The sequence below is a fragment of the Streptomyces sp. NPDC005878 genome, assembly GCF_040629815.1.
Lineage (GTDB): Bacteria > Actinomycetota > Actinomycetes > Streptomycetales > Streptomycetaceae > Streptomyces.
Genome location: NZ_JBEXWK010000001.1, coordinates 214,574 through 231,618 on the forward strand (window position 1 = coordinate 214,574; position 17,045 = coordinate 231,618).

General features: G+C 73.3%; 19 protein-coding genes. 9 read left to right on the forward strand and 10 right to left on the reverse strand.

All coding sequences use genetic code 11. The features are described from left to right. Positions 1–151 precede the first annotated feature (151 nt). Positions 152–502, reverse strand: a complete 351-nt coding sequence (locus ABZ404_RS01020) for a VOC family protein (RefSeq protein WP_358837289.1) — start codon at positions 500–502, stop codon at positions 152–154. A gap of 290 nt (positions 503–792) precedes the next feature. Here ABZ404_RS01020 and ABZ404_RS01025 point away from each other — a divergent pair, with 290 nt between their 5' ends. After that, the gene (locus tag ABZ404_RS01025) at positions 793–2,262 is read left to right on the forward strand and encodes a lipase maturation factor family protein (RefSeq protein WP_358837290.1); all 1,470 of its coding nucleotides are present in this window, start codon (positions 793–795) and stop codon (positions 2,260–2,262) included. Between the two features lie 25 nt (positions 2,263–2,287). Here the strand turns inward: ABZ404_RS01025 and ABZ404_RS01030 are convergent, their stop codons facing one another. Further along, a complete protein-coding gene (locus tag ABZ404_RS01030; RefSeq protein ID WP_358837291.1) occupies positions 2,288–3,928 on the reverse strand; it encodes a phospholipase in 1,641 nt (546 codons plus the stop codon). Between the two features lie 307 nt (positions 3,929–4,235). On the opposite strand from ABZ404_RS01030, the gene ABZ404_RS01035 reads away from it, so the two are divergent. After that, on the forward strand, positions 4,236–4,799 hold the full coding sequence (locus ABZ404_RS01035; RefSeq protein WP_358837292.1) for a dihydrofolate reductase family protein: 564 nt from the start codon (positions 4,236–4,238) through the stop codon (positions 4,797–4,799). A 9-nt stretch (positions 4,800–4,808) separates the two neighbouring features. On the opposite strand, the gene ABZ404_RS01040 is transcribed toward ABZ404_RS01035, so the two are convergent. The 3 genes from ABZ404_RS01040 to ABZ404_RS01050 form a co-directional block, all read right to left on the reverse strand. Beyond that, positions 4,809–4,976: a hypothetical protein gene (locus ABZ404_RS01040; protein WP_358837293.1), complete on the reverse strand. Its 168-nt coding sequence runs from the start codon at positions 4,974–4,976 to the stop codon at positions 4,809–4,811. Between the two features lie 187 nt (positions 4,977–5,163). Beyond that, positions 5,164–5,685 carry a histidine phosphatase family protein gene (locus ABZ404_RS01045; protein ID WP_358989968.1) on the reverse strand — a complete coding sequence of 174 codons (522 nt, stop codon included), beginning with the start codon at positions 5,683–5,685 and terminating at the stop codon, positions 5,164–5,166. Then, positions 5,682–6,404 carry a hypothetical protein gene (locus ABZ404_RS01050; protein ID WP_358834865.1) on the reverse strand — a complete coding sequence of 241 codons (723 nt, stop codon included), beginning with the start codon at positions 6,402–6,404 and terminating at the stop codon, positions 5,682–5,684. Before ABZ404_RS01050 ends, ABZ404_RS01045 begins: the two co-directional genes overlap by 4 nt. Positions 6,405–6,649: 245 nt before the next feature. On the opposite strand from ABZ404_RS01050, the gene ABZ404_RS01055 reads away from it, so the two are divergent. Then, positions 6,650–7,414 carry an AAA family ATPase gene (locus ABZ404_RS01055; RefSeq protein ID WP_358834866.1) on the forward strand — a complete coding sequence of 255 codons (765 nt, stop codon included), beginning with the start codon at positions 6,650–6,652 and terminating at the stop codon, positions 7,412–7,414. Between the two features lie 288 nt (positions 7,415–7,702). Here ABZ404_RS01055 and ABZ404_RS01060 read toward each other — a convergent pair whose 3' ends face one another. Continuing rightward, positions 7,703–8,614, reverse strand: coding sequence for an NAD(P)-binding domain-containing protein (locus ABZ404_RS01060; protein ID WP_358834867.1), 912 nt, complete (start codon positions 8,612–8,614; stop codon positions 7,703–7,705). An 83-nt stretch (positions 8,615–8,697) separates the two neighbouring features. On the opposite strand from ABZ404_RS01060, the gene ABZ404_RS01065 reads away from it, so the two are divergent. After that, positions 8,698–9,069 carry a helix-turn-helix domain-containing protein gene (locus ABZ404_RS01065; protein WP_358834868.1) on the forward strand — a complete coding sequence of 124 codons (372 nt, stop codon included), beginning with the start codon at positions 8,698–8,700 and terminating at the stop codon, positions 9,067–9,069. Between the two features lie 116 nt (positions 9,070–9,185). Here the strand turns inward: ABZ404_RS01065 and ABZ404_RS01070 are convergent, their stop codons facing one another. Continuing rightward, entirely contained in the window at positions 9,186–10,073 is an 888-nt protein-coding gene (locus ABZ404_RS01070; protein ID WP_358834869.1) for a peptidoglycan-binding domain-containing protein, read from the reverse strand. A gap of 538 nt (positions 10,074–10,611) precedes the next feature. On the opposite strand from ABZ404_RS01070, the gene ABZ404_RS01075 reads away from it, so the two are divergent. After that, on the forward strand, positions 10,612–11,898 hold the full coding sequence (locus ABZ404_RS01075; protein ID WP_358834870.1) for an AMP-binding protein: 1,287 nt from the start codon (positions 10,612–10,614) through the stop codon (positions 11,896–11,898). Here ABZ404_RS01075 and ABZ404_RS01080 read toward each other — a convergent pair. Continuing rightward, positions 11,858–12,826: a helix-turn-helix domain-containing protein gene (locus ABZ404_RS01080; RefSeq protein ID WP_358834871.1), complete on the reverse strand. Its 969-nt coding sequence runs from the start codon at positions 12,824–12,826 to the stop codon at positions 11,858–11,860. The two genes, ABZ404_RS01075 and ABZ404_RS01080, sit on opposite strands and share 41 nt — an antisense overlap. 233 nt (positions 12,827–13,059) lie before the next feature. Between ABZ404_RS01080 and ABZ404_RS01085 the strand changes: the two genes are divergently transcribed. From ABZ404_RS01085 to ABZ404_RS01095, 3 genes are all read left to right on the forward strand, one after another. Next, the gene (locus tag ABZ404_RS01085) at positions 13,060–13,377 is read left to right on the forward strand and encodes a DUF2087 domain-containing protein (RefSeq protein ID WP_358834872.1); all 318 of its coding nucleotides are present in this window, start codon (positions 13,060–13,062) and stop codon (positions 13,375–13,377) included. 285 nt (positions 13,378–13,662) lie between these two features. Next, the gene (locus tag ABZ404_RS01090) at positions 13,663–14,493 is read left to right on the forward strand and encodes a VOC family protein (RefSeq protein ID WP_358834873.1); all 831 of its coding nucleotides are present in this window, start codon (positions 13,663–13,665) and stop codon (positions 14,491–14,493) included. A 110-nt stretch (positions 14,494–14,603) separates the two neighbouring features. Next, a complete protein-coding gene (locus ABZ404_RS01095) occupies positions 14,604–15,173 on the forward strand; it encodes a PadR family transcriptional regulator (RefSeq protein ID WP_358834874.1) in 570 nt (189 codons plus the stop codon). 25 nt (positions 15,174–15,198) lie between these two features. Here the strand turns inward: ABZ404_RS01095 and ABZ404_RS01100 are convergent, their stop codons facing one another. Both ABZ404_RS01100 and ABZ404_RS01105 read right to left on the reverse strand, forming a co-directional pair. Next, positions 15,199–15,600 (reverse strand): signal peptidase I, encoded by a 402-nt coding sequence (locus ABZ404_RS01100; protein ID WP_358834875.1) that lies wholly within the window; start codon positions 15,598–15,600, stop codon positions 15,199–15,201. An 11-nt stretch (positions 15,601–15,611) separates the two neighbouring features. Then, positions 15,612–15,761 carry a hypothetical protein gene (locus ABZ404_RS01105; protein WP_358989971.1) on the reverse strand — a complete coding sequence of 50 codons (150 nt, stop codon included), beginning with the start codon at positions 15,759–15,761 and terminating at the stop codon, positions 15,612–15,614. Positions 15,762–15,913: 152 nt separating this feature from the next. Here ABZ404_RS01105 and ABZ404_RS01110 point away from each other — a divergent pair, with 152 nt between their 5' ends. Next, positions 15,914–17,035, forward strand: coding sequence for a type III polyketide synthase (locus ABZ404_RS01110; protein ID WP_358834877.1), 1,122 nt, complete (start codon positions 15,914–15,916; stop codon positions 17,033–17,035). The last annotated feature ends 10 nt before the right edge of the window (positions 17,036–17,045 follow it).

The window sequence follows — 17,045 nt, forward strand, 5'->3', positions numbered from 1 at the left end:
GGCGTCCGGCCGCCCCCGGCCGCCCGCGTGGGCGGGCACCACGCGGCGTGGGCGGCCCCGCTGGGGGGGGAAAGGCCGGGGCCGTGACCGACGCCGTACGCGTCCCGGACCCGGCGCCGTCCTCCGCGTCCCGGAGGCGGTGGGTGACGTCTCAGAGGCTGTGGGCGACCGGGTGGCGGGGTTCGTAGAAGGCGAGCTCGGCCCCGCTGGGCAGCCGGACCGCCGCGATCCTCCCCCACGGCTGGTCGGTGACGGGGCGCGTGATCGCGACGCCCTTGGCGAGGAAGTCCTGCACCTGGGCGTTGATGTCGTCGCACATCAGATACAGCTCGTGCCGGGGCTCGTCCGTGGTGGGGTGGACGGCCAGCTCGGCGGGCGGGAGCCGGAAGATGAGCCAGCCCTGGCCCGCGTCCACTCCGGGGAAGCCGAGCACGTCCCGGATGAAGGCCCGGTCGGCGTCGGCGTCCGTGCTGTAGAAGATGGCGTGCGCGCCACTGAACATGCTGCCCTCGCTTCGTCGTTCTTCCGCACCGGCTCGTCCCCGGCATCCTCGCAGCGGGGCCGCGGGCCCCTGGCCGACACGCGCGACCCGGCCGGACCCTATCCGGTCCGGGTACGGCGGGAGTGGAGCGCCGCTGGAGCGGGGCGAGGCGGCGCGTCTCAGCTCAGCTCAAGCTCAACCCGGCTCGGCTCGGCTCAGCTCAGCTCGGCTCACGGTTTTCGCCTGTGGGCACCTCACTCCCGTGCCCCGCCCCCCAGGCCACTAGCGTCACCCAGCGTCACAATGGGACCGTGGAGTGGTTCGTCGCACCCGACTACTGGCTGAGCCGCCTGGTCTTCCAGCGGGCGCTCGCCGCGATCTACCTCGTCGCGTTCCTGGGCGCGGCCCGGCAGTTCCGGGCGCTGATCGGCGAGCGCGGCATGCTCCCGGTGCCCCGCTACGTCGAGCGGGTCCCCTTCCGGCGGGCGCCCAGCGTCTTCCACTTCCGCTACTCGGACCGCTTCTTCGCCGCATGGGCGTGGGCGGGTGTCCTGGTCTCGGCGGGCCTGCTGGCGGGGGTCGACGGACGGGTGCCGCTGTGGGGCGCGATGCTGCTGTGGCTGCTGCCCTGGGCGCTGTACCTGTCGATCGTGAACGTGGGCCAGACGTGGTACGCCTTCGGCTGGGAGTCACTGCTCCTGGAGGTCGGGTTCCTCGCGGTGTTCCTCGGCAACGACGACGTGGCGCCGCCGGTCGTCGTGCTGTTCCTGATGCGGTGGGCGCTGTTCCGCGTGGAGTTCGGGGCGGGGCTCATCAAGATGCGCGGCGACGCGTGCTGGCGCACGCTGACCTGTCTGGACTACCACCACGAGACCCAGCCCATGCCGGGCCCGCTGAGCTGGTTCTTCCACCATCTGCCGAAGCCGTTCCACCGGGTGGAGGTCGCCGCCAACCACGTCACCCAACTGGCCGTGCCGGTCCTGCTCTTCACCCCGCAGCCCGTCGCCACGGCAGCCGCCTCACTGATGATCCTCACCCAGCTGTGGCTGATCCTGTCGGGCAACTTCGCCTGGCTGAACTGGACGACGGTCGCCCTGGCCGTCACCGCCGTCGACTTCTCCCCCCTCACCGGCGACCGGCACTTCGCGGCGACCCCGCTCTGGTACGAGGTGGTCGTCCTGGCCGTGGCCGCGGGCCTGCTCGCCCTGAGCTACCGTCCGGCCCGCAATCTGTTCTCGCGCCGCCAGATCATGAACTACTCCTTCGACCCGCTGCACCTGGTCAACACCTACGGTGCGTTCGGCAGCGTCAGCAGGCTGCGGCTGGAGGTCGTCATCGAGGGCACGGCGGACGCGCTGCCCCGCCCCGACTCCGACTGGCGCGCGTACGAGTTCCGGGGCAAGCCCGGGGATCTCCGTCACTGGCCCCGCCAGTTCGCGCCGTACCATCTGCGGCTCGACTGGCTGATGTGGTTCGCCGGTCTCTCCCCGGGCTACGCGCGGCCGTGGTTCGGCCCCCTGGTGGAGCGCCTGCTGGACAACGACCGCGACACCCTGCGCCTGCTCAGGCGCTCCCCGTTCCCGCCCGACAGCCCGCCCCGCCACATCCGCGCGCGGCTGTTCCGCTACCAGTACACGACGTGGCGCGAGCTGCGGACGACGGGGGCGTGCTGGAAGCGGAGTTACGTACGCGACTTCCTGCCGCCGACGCGCCTCGGGACGGCCGGGGGCACACCGCAGGGCACGACCGGGAGCACGAGCAGGAGCGGGAGAGCGGACTGACGGACTGGCGGGCCGGCGGCCGGGATCAGGCCTGGCAGACGCCGCGCTCGTAGTCGAACGTCGCGGTCGCCTTCGAGTACCGCCACTGCGGGGCGAGCAGCTTCGCCGTCAGCTGGGCGGCGGCCTCGGGGCTCTCCACCACGTATCCGAAGTCCTGGAGCCAGGAGGGGTACAGGTTCTTCGAGCCGAGGTAGAAGGCCGAGCCGTCGACGGAGACCAGCTTGTGGTGCTGGGCGTACGGGTGGCCGTCGGCCCACTTCGGGCTGTCCGAGCTGCGGAAGGTGGCCAGCTGGAGGGTGGAGCACATCGTCGCTCGGGCGGCGGCCTTGTCGCCGGTGAGCAGGGCGAGACGGTCGCGCAGGGTGTCGCTGATCTCGGAGAGCGACTTGATCTGCGAGTAGCCGCCGCTGCCGATCGCGCCGCGGTTGGCGGGGTCGCTGACGACGATCCGCACCTTCACCCCGGCGGCCATCCTCGCCGCGAGCGCGTCGTAGAGGCGGATGTCGTAGCGCGGGAGCGGCGGGCAGGTGGCGTTGAGGTCCTGCTGGGAGATCTCGATGTGGTCGCGGGCGCCGGCGACGAGCGCGCGCAGGGCGCTCTCCTCGGGGTTGACCGTGTCGTAGTCCCGGTCGGCGTTGGTGTTGTCGTGCAGCCCGACGACGCACTTGGTGTCGGCGGCGGTGGGCAGCGTCGGACGGAACGCGGAGGCCGGGTCGCTGTTCCGGATGCCGACGCCGAGACCGCCGACGGCGATCACGGGCACACCGCCCGTGGCGGTGGCCGGGGCGGGGGCGTCCTGGGCCAGCGACGGCATGCAGCCGGCGCCGCCCGAGGAGGCGAACCAGACGCCGGCGATGTTCGACTTGTTCTGGCAGGTCCAGGCCCACAGCGTGTCGAGGTACCTGCCCGCGGAGCCGGCGGCGGGTCCCGTCAGCGCGAGGTCGACGTCCGACACCGGGTGGGCGGTGTCGAGGTAGTCGTCCTTCCAGCCGTTGATGCCACCGGTGACCACCGAGCGGTTGTCGACGACCAGCAGCTTGGAGTGGTTCCAGGAGAAGGCGGTCTTGGAGGTCGTCATCGACGCCACGTTGAGCGTGATGTTCTTCGCCGCGTCGCCCAGCCTGCCGACGAGCTCGTCGCGGTACTTGGAGGGGACCACGTTGAGGTGGTAGATCGGCGCGGCGCCGACGAGGACGCGGACCTTGAGCCGGTGCCCGGCGGCGGCCGAGGCCTTGAGGCCGTCGACGACCGCGTCCTCGAACGCCCCGTTGGGGAACGGCGCGAGGGTGGATATGTCGACCGTGTGCTCGGCCGCGGCGATGTTCTCGGTCATCTTGGCGAGCAGCCGCTTGGTCCCGGGCCGCTCGGCGCACGTGTCGTCGCCCCAGCAGCCGGGGGTCTGGAGCAGCCAGTCCGAGGGGTCGGCCGCCGAGGCGTCGAGCCGGTTGCCCGCGGTGCGCTCCCAGACGCTGCCCTCAAGGCCGGGCGAGACCTGGCGCAGAGCCTGTTCGACGGCGTCCAGGTGGGCGGTGGTCGTTCCCGGGGCGGCCGGGGTCGGGCCGGAGTCGGCGAGCGCCGGGGCGGCGGGCAGGACCGCGAGCACGGTGGAGCAGGCCACCAGGTGCCCGGCGAGACGGGTGCGGCGGCGAAGCTGACGGTGAGCCAATGGTTTTCGCATTCTGGTCGGGGAGGGGCGTTCGCGAACGCCCGCGCGGGGTCGGCGAATCGGGCCCATGGGGGCCCGCCCACCAAGATCAACTACCCAGGTTACCCATCGGTCGGAAGCGGTCGGACCGGAGCGGGGAGGCGGGCCGTGACGATGGCCGAGAACCGCCGGTCGGCCGCCTGTCAGGGCCCGCCCCGAGCCTCCCGGAGCGCGCGTCCGTGACCACCCCGCGCGCCCCGCCCCCACCCCGCCGCGACGCGCGTATCGTCGCGGCCGTACCCGTCAACCCGACTCCGGCGAGGCTGCCATGCGAAAGATCATCCTGATGATCGGGGTATCCCTGGACGGATTCTTCGAGGGGCCCGGGCGCCGGATCGACTGGCACCGCGTCGACGACGAACTGCACGAGCACTTCAACGAGGAGCTGCGGGCGATGGGCGGCTTCCTCCACGGCCGCGTCACCTACGAGTTGATGGCCGGGGTGTGGCCGACCGCGGAGGCCGATCCGGCGAGCACCGCGCCGATGCGGGACTTCGCCCGGATCTGGTTGGACAAGCCGAAGTTCGTGTTCTCGCGGACCCTGGAGCGGGCGGAGTGGAACACCACGCTCGTACGGGAGGTCGTCCCCGAGGAGATCCGGGCGCTCAAGGACCAGCCGGGCGGTGACCTGACGCTGGGCGGACCCGACCTCGCCGCCGCGTTCCTGCGCCACGGCCTGGTCGACGAGTTCCGCGTCTACGTCCACCCCGTCCTCATCGGACGGGGCAGGGTCCCCTTCCCGCCCCTGGACGCGGAGGTCGCGCTCCGGCTCACCGAGAGCCGGAGCTTCGGCAACGGCGTCGTCCTCCTGCGCTACGAGCGCGCCGGCTGAACCCGCCGCTCAGGCCCGCCCCTTGCGGTCCTGCTGGCGCTTGCGGGGACCCGCCTTCGGGGACGGGTGGGGGTCGAGCTCGTGGAGTTGTACGCGGTGCAGCAGATCGGCCAGATCCACGCCCGGCCGACGTGCCTCCGCGCGCAGGGCGTCACAGCCCGGACAGCCGTACTGCATCGCCCTCTGTCCTCTCCCACCGGCCTGACGGACGCGGCAACTCCATCACGCCGCCCCCGCTCCAGCCCCGCAGCGAAACGATTCATCACTCCGATGGCCGGTCCGAACTCCGATGGCCGGTCCAATGGCCGTTCCGTCGGCCGGTCCTATGGCCGGTCCGGTCCGGCCCCCGCGCCCGGCGCGCCGTTCAGGCACGTGCCCCGCGCGGGACGGCGAAGTCGGTGAGCAGGGCGGTCCCGGGCGCCAGGTCCGACCAGGCACCGCGCCAGGTGAGCACCGCGATCGCCGCGGTCGGGAACTTCGCCCCCACCCGGTCCAGGCTCTCCCCGAGGGCCTCACCGGTGAGCAGCAGGGTGAGGTCCTGCACGCCGGGGTTGTGGCCGACCAGGAGCAGCGTCCCGACGTCGGCGGGCCCCTCGCGCACCGCCCCGAGCAGAGCGCGGGCGTCGGCGGCGTACAGCCTCGGGTCGTGGCGGACCGGGGGCGGGCTGCCCAGCTCGGCCGCCGCCAGCTCCCAGGTCTCACGGGCCCGGCGGGCGGTCGAGCACAGGACCAGATCGGGCAGGCAGTCCGCCGCGCTCAGCCAGCGCCCGGCGGCGGGCGCGTCGCGCAGCCCGCGCCGCCCGAGCGGCCGGGCCGGGTCGGGCACGCCCTCGGGCCACGCCGACTTGGCGTGCCGCAGGACCACGAGCCGCCGCAGAGGGCTCATGCCCGTACTCCCCCGGCGGGCGCGGTACCGATCTCGCGGGTCAGCTCCAGGCCGAGGACGCGGTCGAGCCGGGCGAAGGTCTCGAACTTGGCGCCCGCCGGTACTCCGCCGTCCGCTGCCAGGTCCTCCAGCGCCCGCAGCGCCGCGGCCGTGTCGAGGCTGTCCTCCAGTCCCTCGCGTGCGGTGCGCACCAGCGCGTCCAGGAGCGGCTTGGACGGCTCCTCGGCCCACCCGGCGACAGCAGCGCGCCACCGCGCGAGACGACGGCCCGCGTCTTCGACGGCCCCGGCCGTGAGCGTGACGGGCCGGTGGTACGGCTGGTCGAGCAGCGCCAGCCGTACGGCCAGGCCGTCCCCGTCCTCGGCCCCGTCCCCACCCTCACGTACGGCCTCGGCGACGCGCAGGGAGAGGCCGCCGCCACCCTCGTACGGCCGGCCGCTGAGCTGCACGGCCGGCGGGCCGCCCAGGGCCTCGGCGATCTCCTCCGGGCTGCCCTCGGCGTCGGCGGGATGGATGCCGGTCGCGGCGGCGCCGGGGACCTCCGGGCCGGTCCGGCCCGTCAGGACGGCCCGGCCGCGCAGTTCGACGACGCGCGCGAGGACGTCGGCGGTCAGCAGGACCCGCAGCCCGGTGAGGTCGCCCGGGCCGTCGGCGGGCGGCACATGGGCACAGATCCGCAGCGGCCCCCGGCCGACGAGATGATCGAAGATGCGCAGCACGTTCCCGAGCCTAGGCGTTCACCCGGCCGCCGACAGGGACTCGGGCAAGCGGAAGCGAGCGGAATCCGACCTTTCCGCACCGGTTCCGGCCAAAGGGACGCCGGGGCGGGCGGCGGCGCCGCCGGGTGCGGGACCGTGGTCCGGGCGGGAAGCCCGATCGCCCGCGCGGGGGGAACGATGCCGTACGACCTGGTACCCGGGGTCTTCGTCGCCAGGGAGCGGGAGCGGCAGCGGGTGCTGGGGCCGTGCTGACCAGGAGAGGGGCCGCGGTCGTCGGGCCCGGCGGCGTCGGCAAGACGGCCCTGCTCGCGGCCGTCACCGCGCGGCTCGGCGCCTCCCGCTTCGCGATCGTCAGGACCGCCGCCACCGAAGCCGGCCGCCGGGTGCCGTTCGGGGCCTTCCGCGCCCTGCTCGGGGACGGGGGCGGCCTCGACGAGGGCCGGGCGTACGGGCTGCTGCGCGGCGAACTCGCCCGCCGGGCGGGGCGGCGCGTCCCGGTCCTCGTCATCGACGACGCCCACCACCTCGACGACGCCTCCGCCGCCCTGACACTGAGTCTGGCCGCCGAGGGGGGCCCGCGTCTCGTCGTCACCGCGCGGCCGGGACTGCCCGCCCCCGACGCGGTCGTGGCGCTCTGGAAGGACGGCTATCCGGAGCGCCTGGACCTCGCCCCGTTCGGCGTCGCCGACACGGCCCCGCTGGTGCGCGCGCTGCTGGACGGCGCCGCGGCGCGCCCCACGGTGGAGCTGCTCCACCGGTGGACCGGCGGGAACCCGCTGTTCCTCACCGAACTGGTCCGCCACGGCCACGCCACCGGGCACCTGGTGAGCGGGGGCGGGGTGTGGTGGTGGCGCGGCCCGCTGACCGCGCCGCCCCGGCTGGCCGAGCTGGTCGAGCGCGAGCTGCGCGGCCTCGACCCGCGCCACAGGGACGCCCTGGCGGCGGTGGCCCTGGGCGAACCGCTCCCGCTGCCGGTACTCGAAAAGGTCGTACCGTGGAAAGCCATCTGACCCGGATCTACCGCGAGCTCGGCGTGCACTCGCGGCGCGACCTGCCACCCGTGCTGCGAGGCTGAGGGCCCGGCGGACGGGCGCGGTGGCCGCTCCGGGACAGAAGCGGCCACCGCCTCGGACATCAGCGACCGGTACCGACGGTCGGGGGCGGATACATCATGGGAGTCACCTCCTCGACCTTCGACGTCACCGGAGAGGAACGTAACCGGTGGAGCGGGGAGGGCAGATCCGTAGCCGACTACGCAACTCGGCGCCGCCACTACGTAGTCGGCGTCTCCGCGCGGCTCAGCGCGGCTCGCGGATGCCGTCGATGATGCGGGTCCAGTTGTCGCCGCCGTGCCCGTCCGCGACGGCGCGCCGGTAGTGGCCGCGCACGGCCAGCGGGAGCGCGAGATCGAGGCCGAGCGACGTACTGGTCTCGACGATGTGGTCGGCCGTCGCCCCCATCATGGTCACCGTACTGAGGTCGCCCGGATGCTCCCCGGCGTCGAGCGCGGTGCCGGGACTGTCCTCACCGGCCCGCAGGATGGCGCCGGTCGAGTCGGCGGAGGCGAGCAGCTCCGGCAGCGCCTCGCTCGCCTTCATCCCGGCGGTGCCCAGCATGGCGGTGGCGTGCATCAGCGCGGACAAGGTGGTGAGGAAGACAGCCAGTTGGGCCTGGTACATCATCTGGGCGAGCCCCGGGTCCTCGCCCAGGTACCTGGGTGTGCCGAGCAGCGCCAACGGCTCGCGCAAGCGTTCCATCGCCTCGCGCGGGCCGCTGTAGTAGACGTGGGCCGCGTCCGTGCCGACCATCGGCGCGGGGACCATGACCCCTCCGGTGAGGAAGGCGGCGCCGTGCCCGGCCGCCCAGTGGGCCGCCTCGCGGGTGCGGTCGGGGGTGTCGGAGCTCAGGTTGACGAGCGTCCTGCCCGCGAGCGATCCGGTGGCGCCGTCGAGGATGTCGTACATGGCCCGGTAGTCGGTGAGGCTGAGGATCACGAGGCCGCTCGCCTCGACGGCCTCGGCGGGCGTCGCCGCGAGGGTCGCGCCGTCGGCGACGACGCCCTCGGCGCGGGCGGCGGTGCGGTTCCAGACGGTCACCGGATGCCCGGCGGTGAGAAGGGTACGGGTCATCGCCCGGCCCATCGGGCCGAGTCCGATCACGGTGACGGCGCCGGGCTGTTCGGTGGGGGTGCTGGTGTGTTGTTCGTTCACCCCTCCATGCTCGAAGAGCACCACTATTCTCGGAAGTACCCACTATTTACTGCGGTACTTACCTTTTAGTAAGGGGACTGGGGATGGCCAAGGGGCCGAGGAACGGGCCGTACATCTGCGGCATCGACGCCGCGCTCGACGTGGTGAGCGGCAAGTGGAAGGGGCTGATCCTCTGGGAACTCGAAGCCCACGGGATACGCCGCTTCGCCGAACTGCGCCGCGGCCTGCCGGGGGTGAGCGAGAAGATGCTGACGCAGCACCTGCGCGAGATGGAGGCGGACGGCCTGGTCCACCGGGAGGTCCACGCCGAGGTGCCGCCACGGGTGGAGTACTCGCTGACCGAGCACGGGCACACCCTCAACCGGGCGCTCGGGCCGCTCGGCGTCTGGGGATCGGAACGGATGCGCCGGAAGGGCTTCGAGACGGTGGACGTGGTGGCGCCCTCGCACGGCTGAGCCCGGGGCGTCCCGTCCCCGCACGTCCCCGCCCGCGCGGCGGTCCCGGCGGCCGTCGCCGTGGTCGCGGCCAGCCGCCGGAACCGCCGGCCGCGGGCGCGGCGGCGCGAAGGCGGTCAGGCGACGGTGAATCCGTGGCGGGCGCCGAGCCGGGTGAGCGAGTCACGGCCGGGGATGCCGTCCGCGTCCGGGCCCGAGTAGCCGCAGCGCCGCTGCCAGGCGGCGTACGCCGTCTTCGTCTTGGTGCCGAAGGAGCCGTCGACCCAGGTGGCGCTGAGCAGCCCCTCGGCCTGGAGGGCGCGCTCGACGACCAGGACCTCGCTCTTGTACGTGGTGCCGCCCTGCGGGAGGCCCGGGTCGCGCCGGGCCGCCGCGATCACATGGGCCAGGGAGACCCTCGCCGTCGGCGGGGCCCCGGTGAACTGGGGCCAGGAGCCGGGGTCCTGATGGGTGTTCTCCGGCACGTGCTGGTGTCCGTACCAGCCGCCGTGCGTCTCCCAGACGCGTTCGTCGCGGTGGGAGGTGAAGTCGGCCGGCCGCCCCATCGGCCAGGTGTCGGGCACGCCCCAGGAGCGCACCCAGGCGTTCAGCGTCGCCCAGCCGGCGCACGGGGTGTCGACGAGCCTGGCGTAGACCTTGCCGTTGACCCGGCAGTACGGGAAGAAGTGCGCCTCGATCTGGATGACGACGGTGCCCGCCCTGTTGGTCCGGGTGCCGCCGGACAGGTCGACCAGCGACTTGGAGCGCGAGTTGGCCGGGAAGAACTGGGTGAACGCGCCCGTGAACGGCGACCAGAGCAGGTGGGGGGCGGACCCCTTGCCGTCGGGGTTGCGGCCGAACCAGTCCTGGAGGTTGCCGTAGGGGACCTGGTCCTGCGGGTGGGCGGCGGTGGCGTTCTTGTCCCAGGTGATGTGGGCGATGGCCTTGGCGGGGTAGGTGCTGTCGGTGGGGGCGTGGTCGCCCACGTCGATCCGTTGTGCGCCGGGCAGCCAGAGGTCGGGCATCGGTGCCTCCAGAGCGGAGCCCCGGTCGTGCGGGGGCCCGTGGGGGGAATGGGGAATGGGTGGGGGGCCGGCTGGTGACGTCGAAGCCGAAGGCCCCCTCGGGCGCGTCCCCGCCCGAGGTCTTCCGTGACTCTCCGTCGACCAGCCGGTGGGTCGAGGCGGAGTTGGCCTGTCATGAACAGTGTTACGCGCAACGGCACCGCCGAAACGGCCCAACGCGCCTCTGTATCCACGGTGTTGCCGTCCGGCCCCGGCCACTCGGGAGCGACCCCCGACGGCTCCACCCGTTCCTCACCCCTGGAGCAAACCCCCGTCCCACCGGCACCGACCGTCACGGTGTGCACGATCCGGCAAGGAGCACGCACGGATCGTCAAGGACATCTCTAGTCGACCCTCGTTGAATGAGGCACAAGTCGACCAGGAGGGGGCAGGCCAGTTGAACACCCCATCGCCAGCAGACCATCGATCCGCCCACACGGACACCTTCGTACGGGACCACTTACCGTCCGGGCCGCTCCGGCCCGATCTGCTCCTCGGGATGCCCTCCCTGCGCTTTCCCGCGCGGCTGAACTGCGCGTGGGAACTCCTGGAGGGCGGTGGGGCGCTGGACCGGGCACAGCGGCCCGCCGTGCTGTCCCAGCACGGCGTGCGCTGGACGTACGGGCAGCTGACCGCGGTCGTGGCGCGTGTGGTGCACGTCCTGACCGAGGACATGGGCCTGGTGCCGGGCAACCGGGTGCTGCTGCGCGGCGCCAACACCCCGATGCTGGCGGCGATCTGGCTGGCGGTGGTGCGGGCGGGCGGGGTGGTGGTGACGACCGCGCCCACCCTGCGGGCCGAGCAGCTGACCGGGGTGATCGACAAGGCGCGGGTGACCCACGCGCTGTGCGAGTGGGGCCTGCGCTCCGAGCTGGAGTCGGCGGGCCGCGCGCCCCGGACCCTGTTCTTCCTCGGCGGGGCGGGCGCCGGGGCCGGTCTGGAGCGGGCCATGGCGGACAAGCCCGACTGGTCGCTCCCCGTCGACACCGCCGCGACCGACCCCTGCCTGATCGCCTTCACCTCCGGCGCCTCGGGGCCGCCCAGGGCCACGGTCCACTCGCACCGGGACGTGATGGCCGCGTGCAACTCCTTCCCCCGGCACGTGCTGCGGGCCACCGCCGACGACCGCTTCATCGGCACCCCCTCGCTGGCCGACACCTACGGACTGGGCGGACTGCTCCTCTTCCCCCTCCACGTCGGCGCCTCGACGGTGCTGCTCGACACCTCCTCGCCGCGCCGGCTCGCCCGCGCCGTCGCGGAGTTCCGCGCCACCGTCTGCTTCAGCGGACCCGCCCGCTACCAGGCGATCTGCGCCGACCCCACCCCGTACGACCTGGCATCGCTGCGCGAGTGCGTCTCCTCCGGGCAGGCGCTGCCCCAGGAGACGCGCCGCAGATGGAAGCAGCGGACCGGCAACAGCCTGATCGACGGGCTGGGCTCCACCGAGATGCTCCACATCATCGTGTCGATGCGCGGCGAGCAGGCCTGGTCGCACCCCGGCGCGATCGGGCGGCCCGTGCCCGGCTACCTCACCGCGATCGTCGACGCCTCCGGGCGGCCCGTCCCGTACGGCCAGGTCGGCGCGCTCGCCGTCAAGGGGCCCACCGGCTGCCGTTACCTCGACGACGACGAACACCAGCGGGACACCGTGCGCAACGGCTGGACCTTCACGGGCGACGCCTGCTGGACGGACGAGTACGGCTTCCTCTACTACCACTCCCGCGTCGAGGACGGGGAGGACCCCGTCAGCGATTCAGGGCTGCCTCGCGGTAGTCACGCGGGCTGATCCCGTGGGCCGCGCGGAAGGCGCGGCTGAAGTGGGATGGCTCGACGAACCCCCAGCGGGCGCCGATCGCGTACACCGGGCGGCGGCGCAGCAGCGGGTCGGCGAGGTCCCGGCGGCAGCACTCCAGCCGCCGGGCCCGGATCCACGCGGCGACCGTGGTGCCGCGCGAGTCGAAGATCTGGTGGAGGTGGCGCAGGGAGATCCGGTGCGCGGCGGCGACGGTCGCGGGCGTGAGGGACGGGTCGCCGAGGTGCCGGTTGATGAAGTCGCAGACCTCCACACGCAGGGCCTGTCTGCGCGCCTGCGGGCTCAGCTCGTCCTCGACGGCCAGCCGCCGCCCCAGCACCGCCGCGAGCAGGTCCACCGTCACCGAGGCGAGCGCCGGGATGTCGGCGGGCGCGCACTCGTCGGCGCGGGCGTCGAGGTCGGCGAGCCAGCGGCCGAACACCCCGCCCAGCCCCCGGTCGGCGGCGATGGGAGTGGCGGCGACCCGCTGGACCACGTCCTGGGGCAGCGGCAGCCGGGTGCGGGGCAGTTGCACCACCGTCATGGACGAGTACCCGCCGTCGAACCGGCCCTCGAAGGGGCGGCTGCTGTCGACCAGGACCAGCTCCCCGGCGCGCAGGGAGGCCTCCCGGCCGCCCTGCGCCGCGCGGCCGCTGCCCGACGTCAGGACGTTGACCTGGTAGACCTCGGGGTCGTCCTGCCGGATCAGCTTGGGTGTGCGCGTGATCTCCACGCTCGGGTACGTCAGGGTCGACACGCGGACGTCGCCCAGGTCGAGGACGCGCAGCCAGGCGTGGAAGTCCTCGGCGCACTCGCTGCTGAGCCAATTGCGCACGTGCGACTGCGCGGCCAGTTCGGTCCACAGCGCGAACCGCTCGGCCGCCGGCACGACCGCGGTGCTGAACTCGCTCGTCAGACCCATCCCCCACCCCCCTTGTGCAGCAGGTCCACCCCGCCACGACGATGGCACACGTGTTCGCCGGGCGTCGAGCGCATGATCGGCCATCCGCTCCGGCCGGACGGCCGCGCCCCGGCCGGAGCGCCGGATCGCGAACGCCGGGCGAGGGCCGGGGAGCGCCCCGCCCGGGCCGTCCCGGCTCGGGGCCGGCCGAAATCCGTTGCCGGGCGGCCGCCGTATGAGGAAGGCTTCCGGGCATGTCAGCGAACTCCCCCGGCGACACGTCGGCGCACACCACCGACGCCCCCGCGCGGACCACCGGCTCGCACGCCGTGGCCGCGCTCTTCTCCCACGGCCGTCTGACGGCCATCCCGCGCAAGGCCGCCCGCCGCGAGCAGCTTCTCGTCCACCTCACGGAGACGCTCTTCGAGGCGGGACGGCAGTACACCGAGCGCGAGGTCAACGAGGCGCTGCTCACGGTCCACGACGACTTCCCGGCGCTGCGCCGCTATCTGATCACGGCGGGCCTGCTGACCCGGACCCGGGACGGCGCCCGCTACCAGCGGGCCGCGTAACCACCCGGCCGTCTGCCCGGGGCCGGGCCCGGGAGAGCGGGACCGGTTGCGGGGTGCCGGGGAACGACGCAAGGTGAGTCGGGTGCCGCCGATTCGGGTGCTACTTACACGAAACGGGGTACCCGTACCGGGAAGCCCCTCCGATACGGTGAGCGGCATCATACGCAGCGTAGCCATTACACTGCGCGACGGCACACCACCACAGGCGGTTGGGTGCGGTACGCCCGATGTGCGGGAAAATGGTGACCGCAGGAAGCCGCCAAGCGAGAGCGATCGGCATCAGTGATGGACAGGACAACCACGGTCCCGGACTGCAAGGCCTCGTCGAGTGCGGCGGTGCTCGGGGCACCGTGCTGGGTGAGCCTCATGGCGCGCGAACTCGAACCCGCGCTCCACTTCTACGGAGCCGTCTTCGGCTGGACGTTCCGCGGTGGGCGCCTCGGCGAGCAGTTCCGCGTGGCGCTGGACGACGGCGAGCCCGTCGCCGGGATCGGGGCCCTGGCACCCGCGCTCCAGGTGGCGGTGGCCTGGACGCCGTACTTCGCGGTCGAGGACGCCGACACCACCGCGTCACGTATCCGCGAGCGGAGCGCCACGGTCGCCGTGGGCCCGGTCGCGTTCCAGACGGGGCGCGGCGCGCTCGCCGCCGACCGGGACGGCGCGGTCTTCGGCATCTGGCAGGGCAAGCTCGTCGACGACTGGGAGTCCTGGCGCGACCGCGAGCCCGCCTGGCTGCGGCTGCGCACCCGCAACGCCTTCGAGGCGGCCATCTTCTACGGCGAGGTCCTCGACTGGGCGGCCGAGCGGCCGGGCTGCTGCGACGTGCGGTACGAGGCCGAGGAGGTCGTGCTGCGGCACGGCGGCCACATCGTGGCCCGCCTCAGCTCCGGCGCGCTGGAGGCGGCACCGGATCCCACCATCCGGCCGCACTGGGAGGTCCACTTCGTGACCACCGACGTGCCCGCCAAGACGGCGACGGCCCGCGCCCACGGCGGCATGGTCATCGCCCAGGGCACGGCCGCGAACGGCCCGTGGGCGACGATCCGCGACCCCGACGGCGCCACCTTCACCATCAACACGCGCGCGACGGCCCCGGCGGAACCGACACCCTCGTAGAAGCCCCCTCGCCCCCTCGCCCCCGGTCGCCTCCGGTCAGCGCGCACCCGGGCTCAAACGCGGCGATTACTCACCGAATTGACTGGTAGCGGAAGTGATAGCTTGGCGCGATGGCACTGCGCAACGCCGTTCTCGCCGCCCTCCTGGAGGGCGAGGCCTCCGGATACGACCTGGCCAAGGGGTTCGACGCGTCCGTCGCCAACTTCTGGATGGCCACCCCGCAACAGCTCTACCGCGAACTGGAGCGGATGGAGTCCGAGGGCCTGGTCCGGGCGCGGCTCGTCCAGCAGGAACGCCGGCCCAACAAGCGCCTGTTCTCCCTCACCGACGCGGGCTTCGCGGCTCTGCGCTCCTTCACCGCCGAGCCGCCCCGCCCCAGCGCGATTCGCGACGAACTCCTGGTGCAGGTGCAGGCCGTGGACGCGGGTGACACCGCGGCGGTACGGGACGCGGTGGCCGAGCGGCTGGAGCGGGCCCGCGCCAAGGCGGCCCGGTACGAACGGCTGCGGGACCGTCTGCTCGACGGCCGCACCGAGGACGAGTACCTGGCCTGTTCCGCACGCGTCGGCCCCTACCTCACCCTGATGCGGGGGCTCTCCTTCGAGGAGGAGAACATCCGCTGGGCCCGGCGGACGCTGGTGGTCCTGGACCGCCGCGCGGCCGCGACCGGGCAACCCTGAACCCCGGGCGCGGCCGGGCCGGGGCTCAGCCCACCCGGTAGCCCGGCACCGACGGCCAGCGGACCGTGAGGACGACGGACTCCTCCTCCGCGTACCAGGAGTGGTCCACCCCCTTGCCCCACACGACGTAGTCGCCCTGTTCGGCCAATGTCACGTCGCCGTCCGGCAGTTCCACCCGGAAGCGGCCGCTGATGAGCACGAGCAGCGCCGTGCGCTCCTCCCCGGTCACCCACCGCGCCCGCTCGTCCCCACGGGGGTGGACGCCCCATTTGATCTCCACGGCCTCGCTGTGCCGCGGGTCCCCGGCGTCCTTGAAGTGCCCGAGCAGCCACCCCCGGTCCAGCGCGGCGTCCTTGCCCGCGTTCCCCGTGTACACCCCGTCGGCGCGCCCGCCACCAGCGGAGACACCCTTGATGTCCGTGTCCATGGCGTTGAACCCTAGCCGCCGCCCCGGATCGGCGTGCGCCCCCCGTCCAGCGGCAGGAACACGCCCGTGACCTTGCCGGACGGGCCGCTCGCCGGCAGCCCCACCGCGTCGGCCGCGGCGGCTCCGTGCGCGCCCGGCGCGCGGACGCGGTCCGGCGTCACTCCCGCCACCCGTATGACACTTTTGTGTACTTTCATCCGGATCCGAGAAGTCTTCCCGCATAGGTCTGGAATGATCCACCACGGCTGTCCGGCAGCCCGCCCGACCCCCGTCACCCGACCGGGCGCCGCCTACTTCTCAGGATGTTCCGCCCATGGCCGTCTTGTGCCGACCTGCCGTCGCCGTGCCCGAGCACGTGATCACCTCGGAGCAGACTCTCGATCTGGTGCGCACGGTTCACGCCGACCATCCCCAGCTCGCACTCGCGCTACGCCTGATCGAGAACACCGGCGTGGCCAAACGGCACCTCGTCCAGCCGCTTGAGGACACGCTGCGCCACCCGGGCTTCGAGGTGCGGAACAAGCGCTACGAGACGGAGGCCAAGGCACGGGTGCCGCAGGTGGTGCGGCAGGCGCTGGAGACGGCCGAGCTGTCGCCGCGCGACATCGATCTGATCGTCTACGTCTCCTGCACGGGCTTCATGATGCCCTCCCTGACGGCCTGGCTGATCAACACCATGGGCTTCCGGCCGGAGACCCGGCAGGTGCCGATCGCCCAGCTCGGCTGCGCGGCGGGCGGCAGCGCGATCAACCGGGCGCACGACTTCTGCACCGCCTACCCCGGGGCCAACGTCCTCATCGTGGCCTGCGAGTTCTGCTCGCTTAGCTACCAGCCGACCGACCTCGGCGTCGGCACCCTGCTGTCCAACGGCCTCTTCGGCGACGCCGTGGCCGCCGCCGTCGTCCGGGGCTCCGGCGGCACCGGGATCCACCTGGAGCGCAACGGCTCCTATCTCGTACCGGGCACCGAGGACTGGATCGCCTACGCGGTGCGCGAGACCGGATTCCACTTCCTGCTCGACAAACGGGTCCCCGGCACCATGGAGGCCCTGGCACCCGTCCTGAGCGCCCTCGCCGACCAGCACGGCTGGAACGCCTCCGGCCTGGACTTCTACATCGTCCACGCGGGCGGCCCGCGCATCCTGGACGACCTCTGCGCCTACCTCGGCGTGCCGCCCGAGGCCTTCCGCTTCAGCCGCGCCACGCTCACCGAGTACGGGAACATCGCCAGCGCCGTCGTCCTCGACGCGCTCGGGCGGCTGTTCGACGAGGGCGGCGCGGAGCACCGGGCGAAAGGCCTGATCGCCGGGTTCGGGCCGGGCATCACCGCCGAGGTGGCGCTGGGGCACTGGACCGTCCAGGGCGCGCCCCGGCGGGCCGTGGCGCCCGAGGAATCCGCCGTGGCGAGGGCCGCCGTGCCGGAGCCGGCGGTCTGACACCGCAAAC

Excerpts from the sequence above, each read along its gene's own strand:
- ABZ404_RS01070 (WP_358834869.1), bottom strand. The coding sequence starts at position 10,073 with ATGCCCGACCTCTGGCTGCCCGGCGCACAACGGATCGACGTGGGCGAC.
- ABZ404_RS01020 (WP_358837289.1), bottom strand. The coding sequence starts at position 502 with ATGTTCAGTGGCGCGCACGCCATCTTCTACAGCACGGACGCCGACGCC.
- ABZ404_RS01080 (WP_358834871.1), bottom strand. The coding sequence starts at position 12,826 with ATGGGTCTGACGAGCGAGTTCAGCACCGCGGTCGTGCCGGCGGCCGAG.
- ABZ404_RS01035 (WP_358837292.1), top strand. The coding sequence starts at position 4,236 with ATGCGAAAGATCATCCTGATGATCGGGGTATCCCTGGACGGATTCTTC.
- ABZ404_RS01045 (WP_358989968.1), bottom strand. The coding sequence starts at position 5,685 with ATGAGCCCTCTGCGGCGGCTCGTGGTCCTGCGGCACGCCAAGTCGGCG.
- ABZ404_RS01100 (WP_358834875.1), bottom strand. The coding sequence starts at position 15,600 with ATGGACACGGACATCAAGGGTGTCTCCGCTGGTGGCGGGCGCGCCGAC.
- ABZ404_RS01075 (WP_358834870.1), top strand. The coding sequence starts at position 10,612 with ATGCCCTCCCTGCGCTTTCCCGCGCGGCTGAACTGCGCGTGGGAACTC.
- ABZ404_RS01085 (WP_358834872.1), top strand. The coding sequence starts at position 13,060 with ATGTCAGCGAACTCCCCCGGCGACACGTCGGCGCACACCACCGACGCC.
- ABZ404_RS01090 (WP_358834873.1), top strand. The coding sequence starts at position 13,663 with ATGGACAGGACAACCACGGTCCCGGACTGCAAGGCCTCGTCGAGTGCG.
- ABZ404_RS01095 (WP_358834874.1), top strand. The coding sequence starts at position 14,604 with ATGGCACTGCGCAACGCCGTTCTCGCCGCCCTCCTGGAGGGCGAGGCC.
- ABZ404_RS01065 (WP_358834868.1), top strand. The coding sequence starts at position 8,698 with ATGGCCAAGGGGCCGAGGAACGGGCCGTACATCTGCGGCATCGACGCC.
- ABZ404_RS01110 (WP_358834877.1), top strand. The coding sequence starts at position 15,914 with ATGGCCGTCTTGTGCCGACCTGCCGTCGCCGTGCCCGAGCACGTGATC.
- ABZ404_RS01040 (WP_358837293.1), bottom strand. The coding sequence starts at position 4,976 with ATGCAGTACGGCTGTCCGGGCTGTGACGCCCTGCGCGCGGAGGCACGT.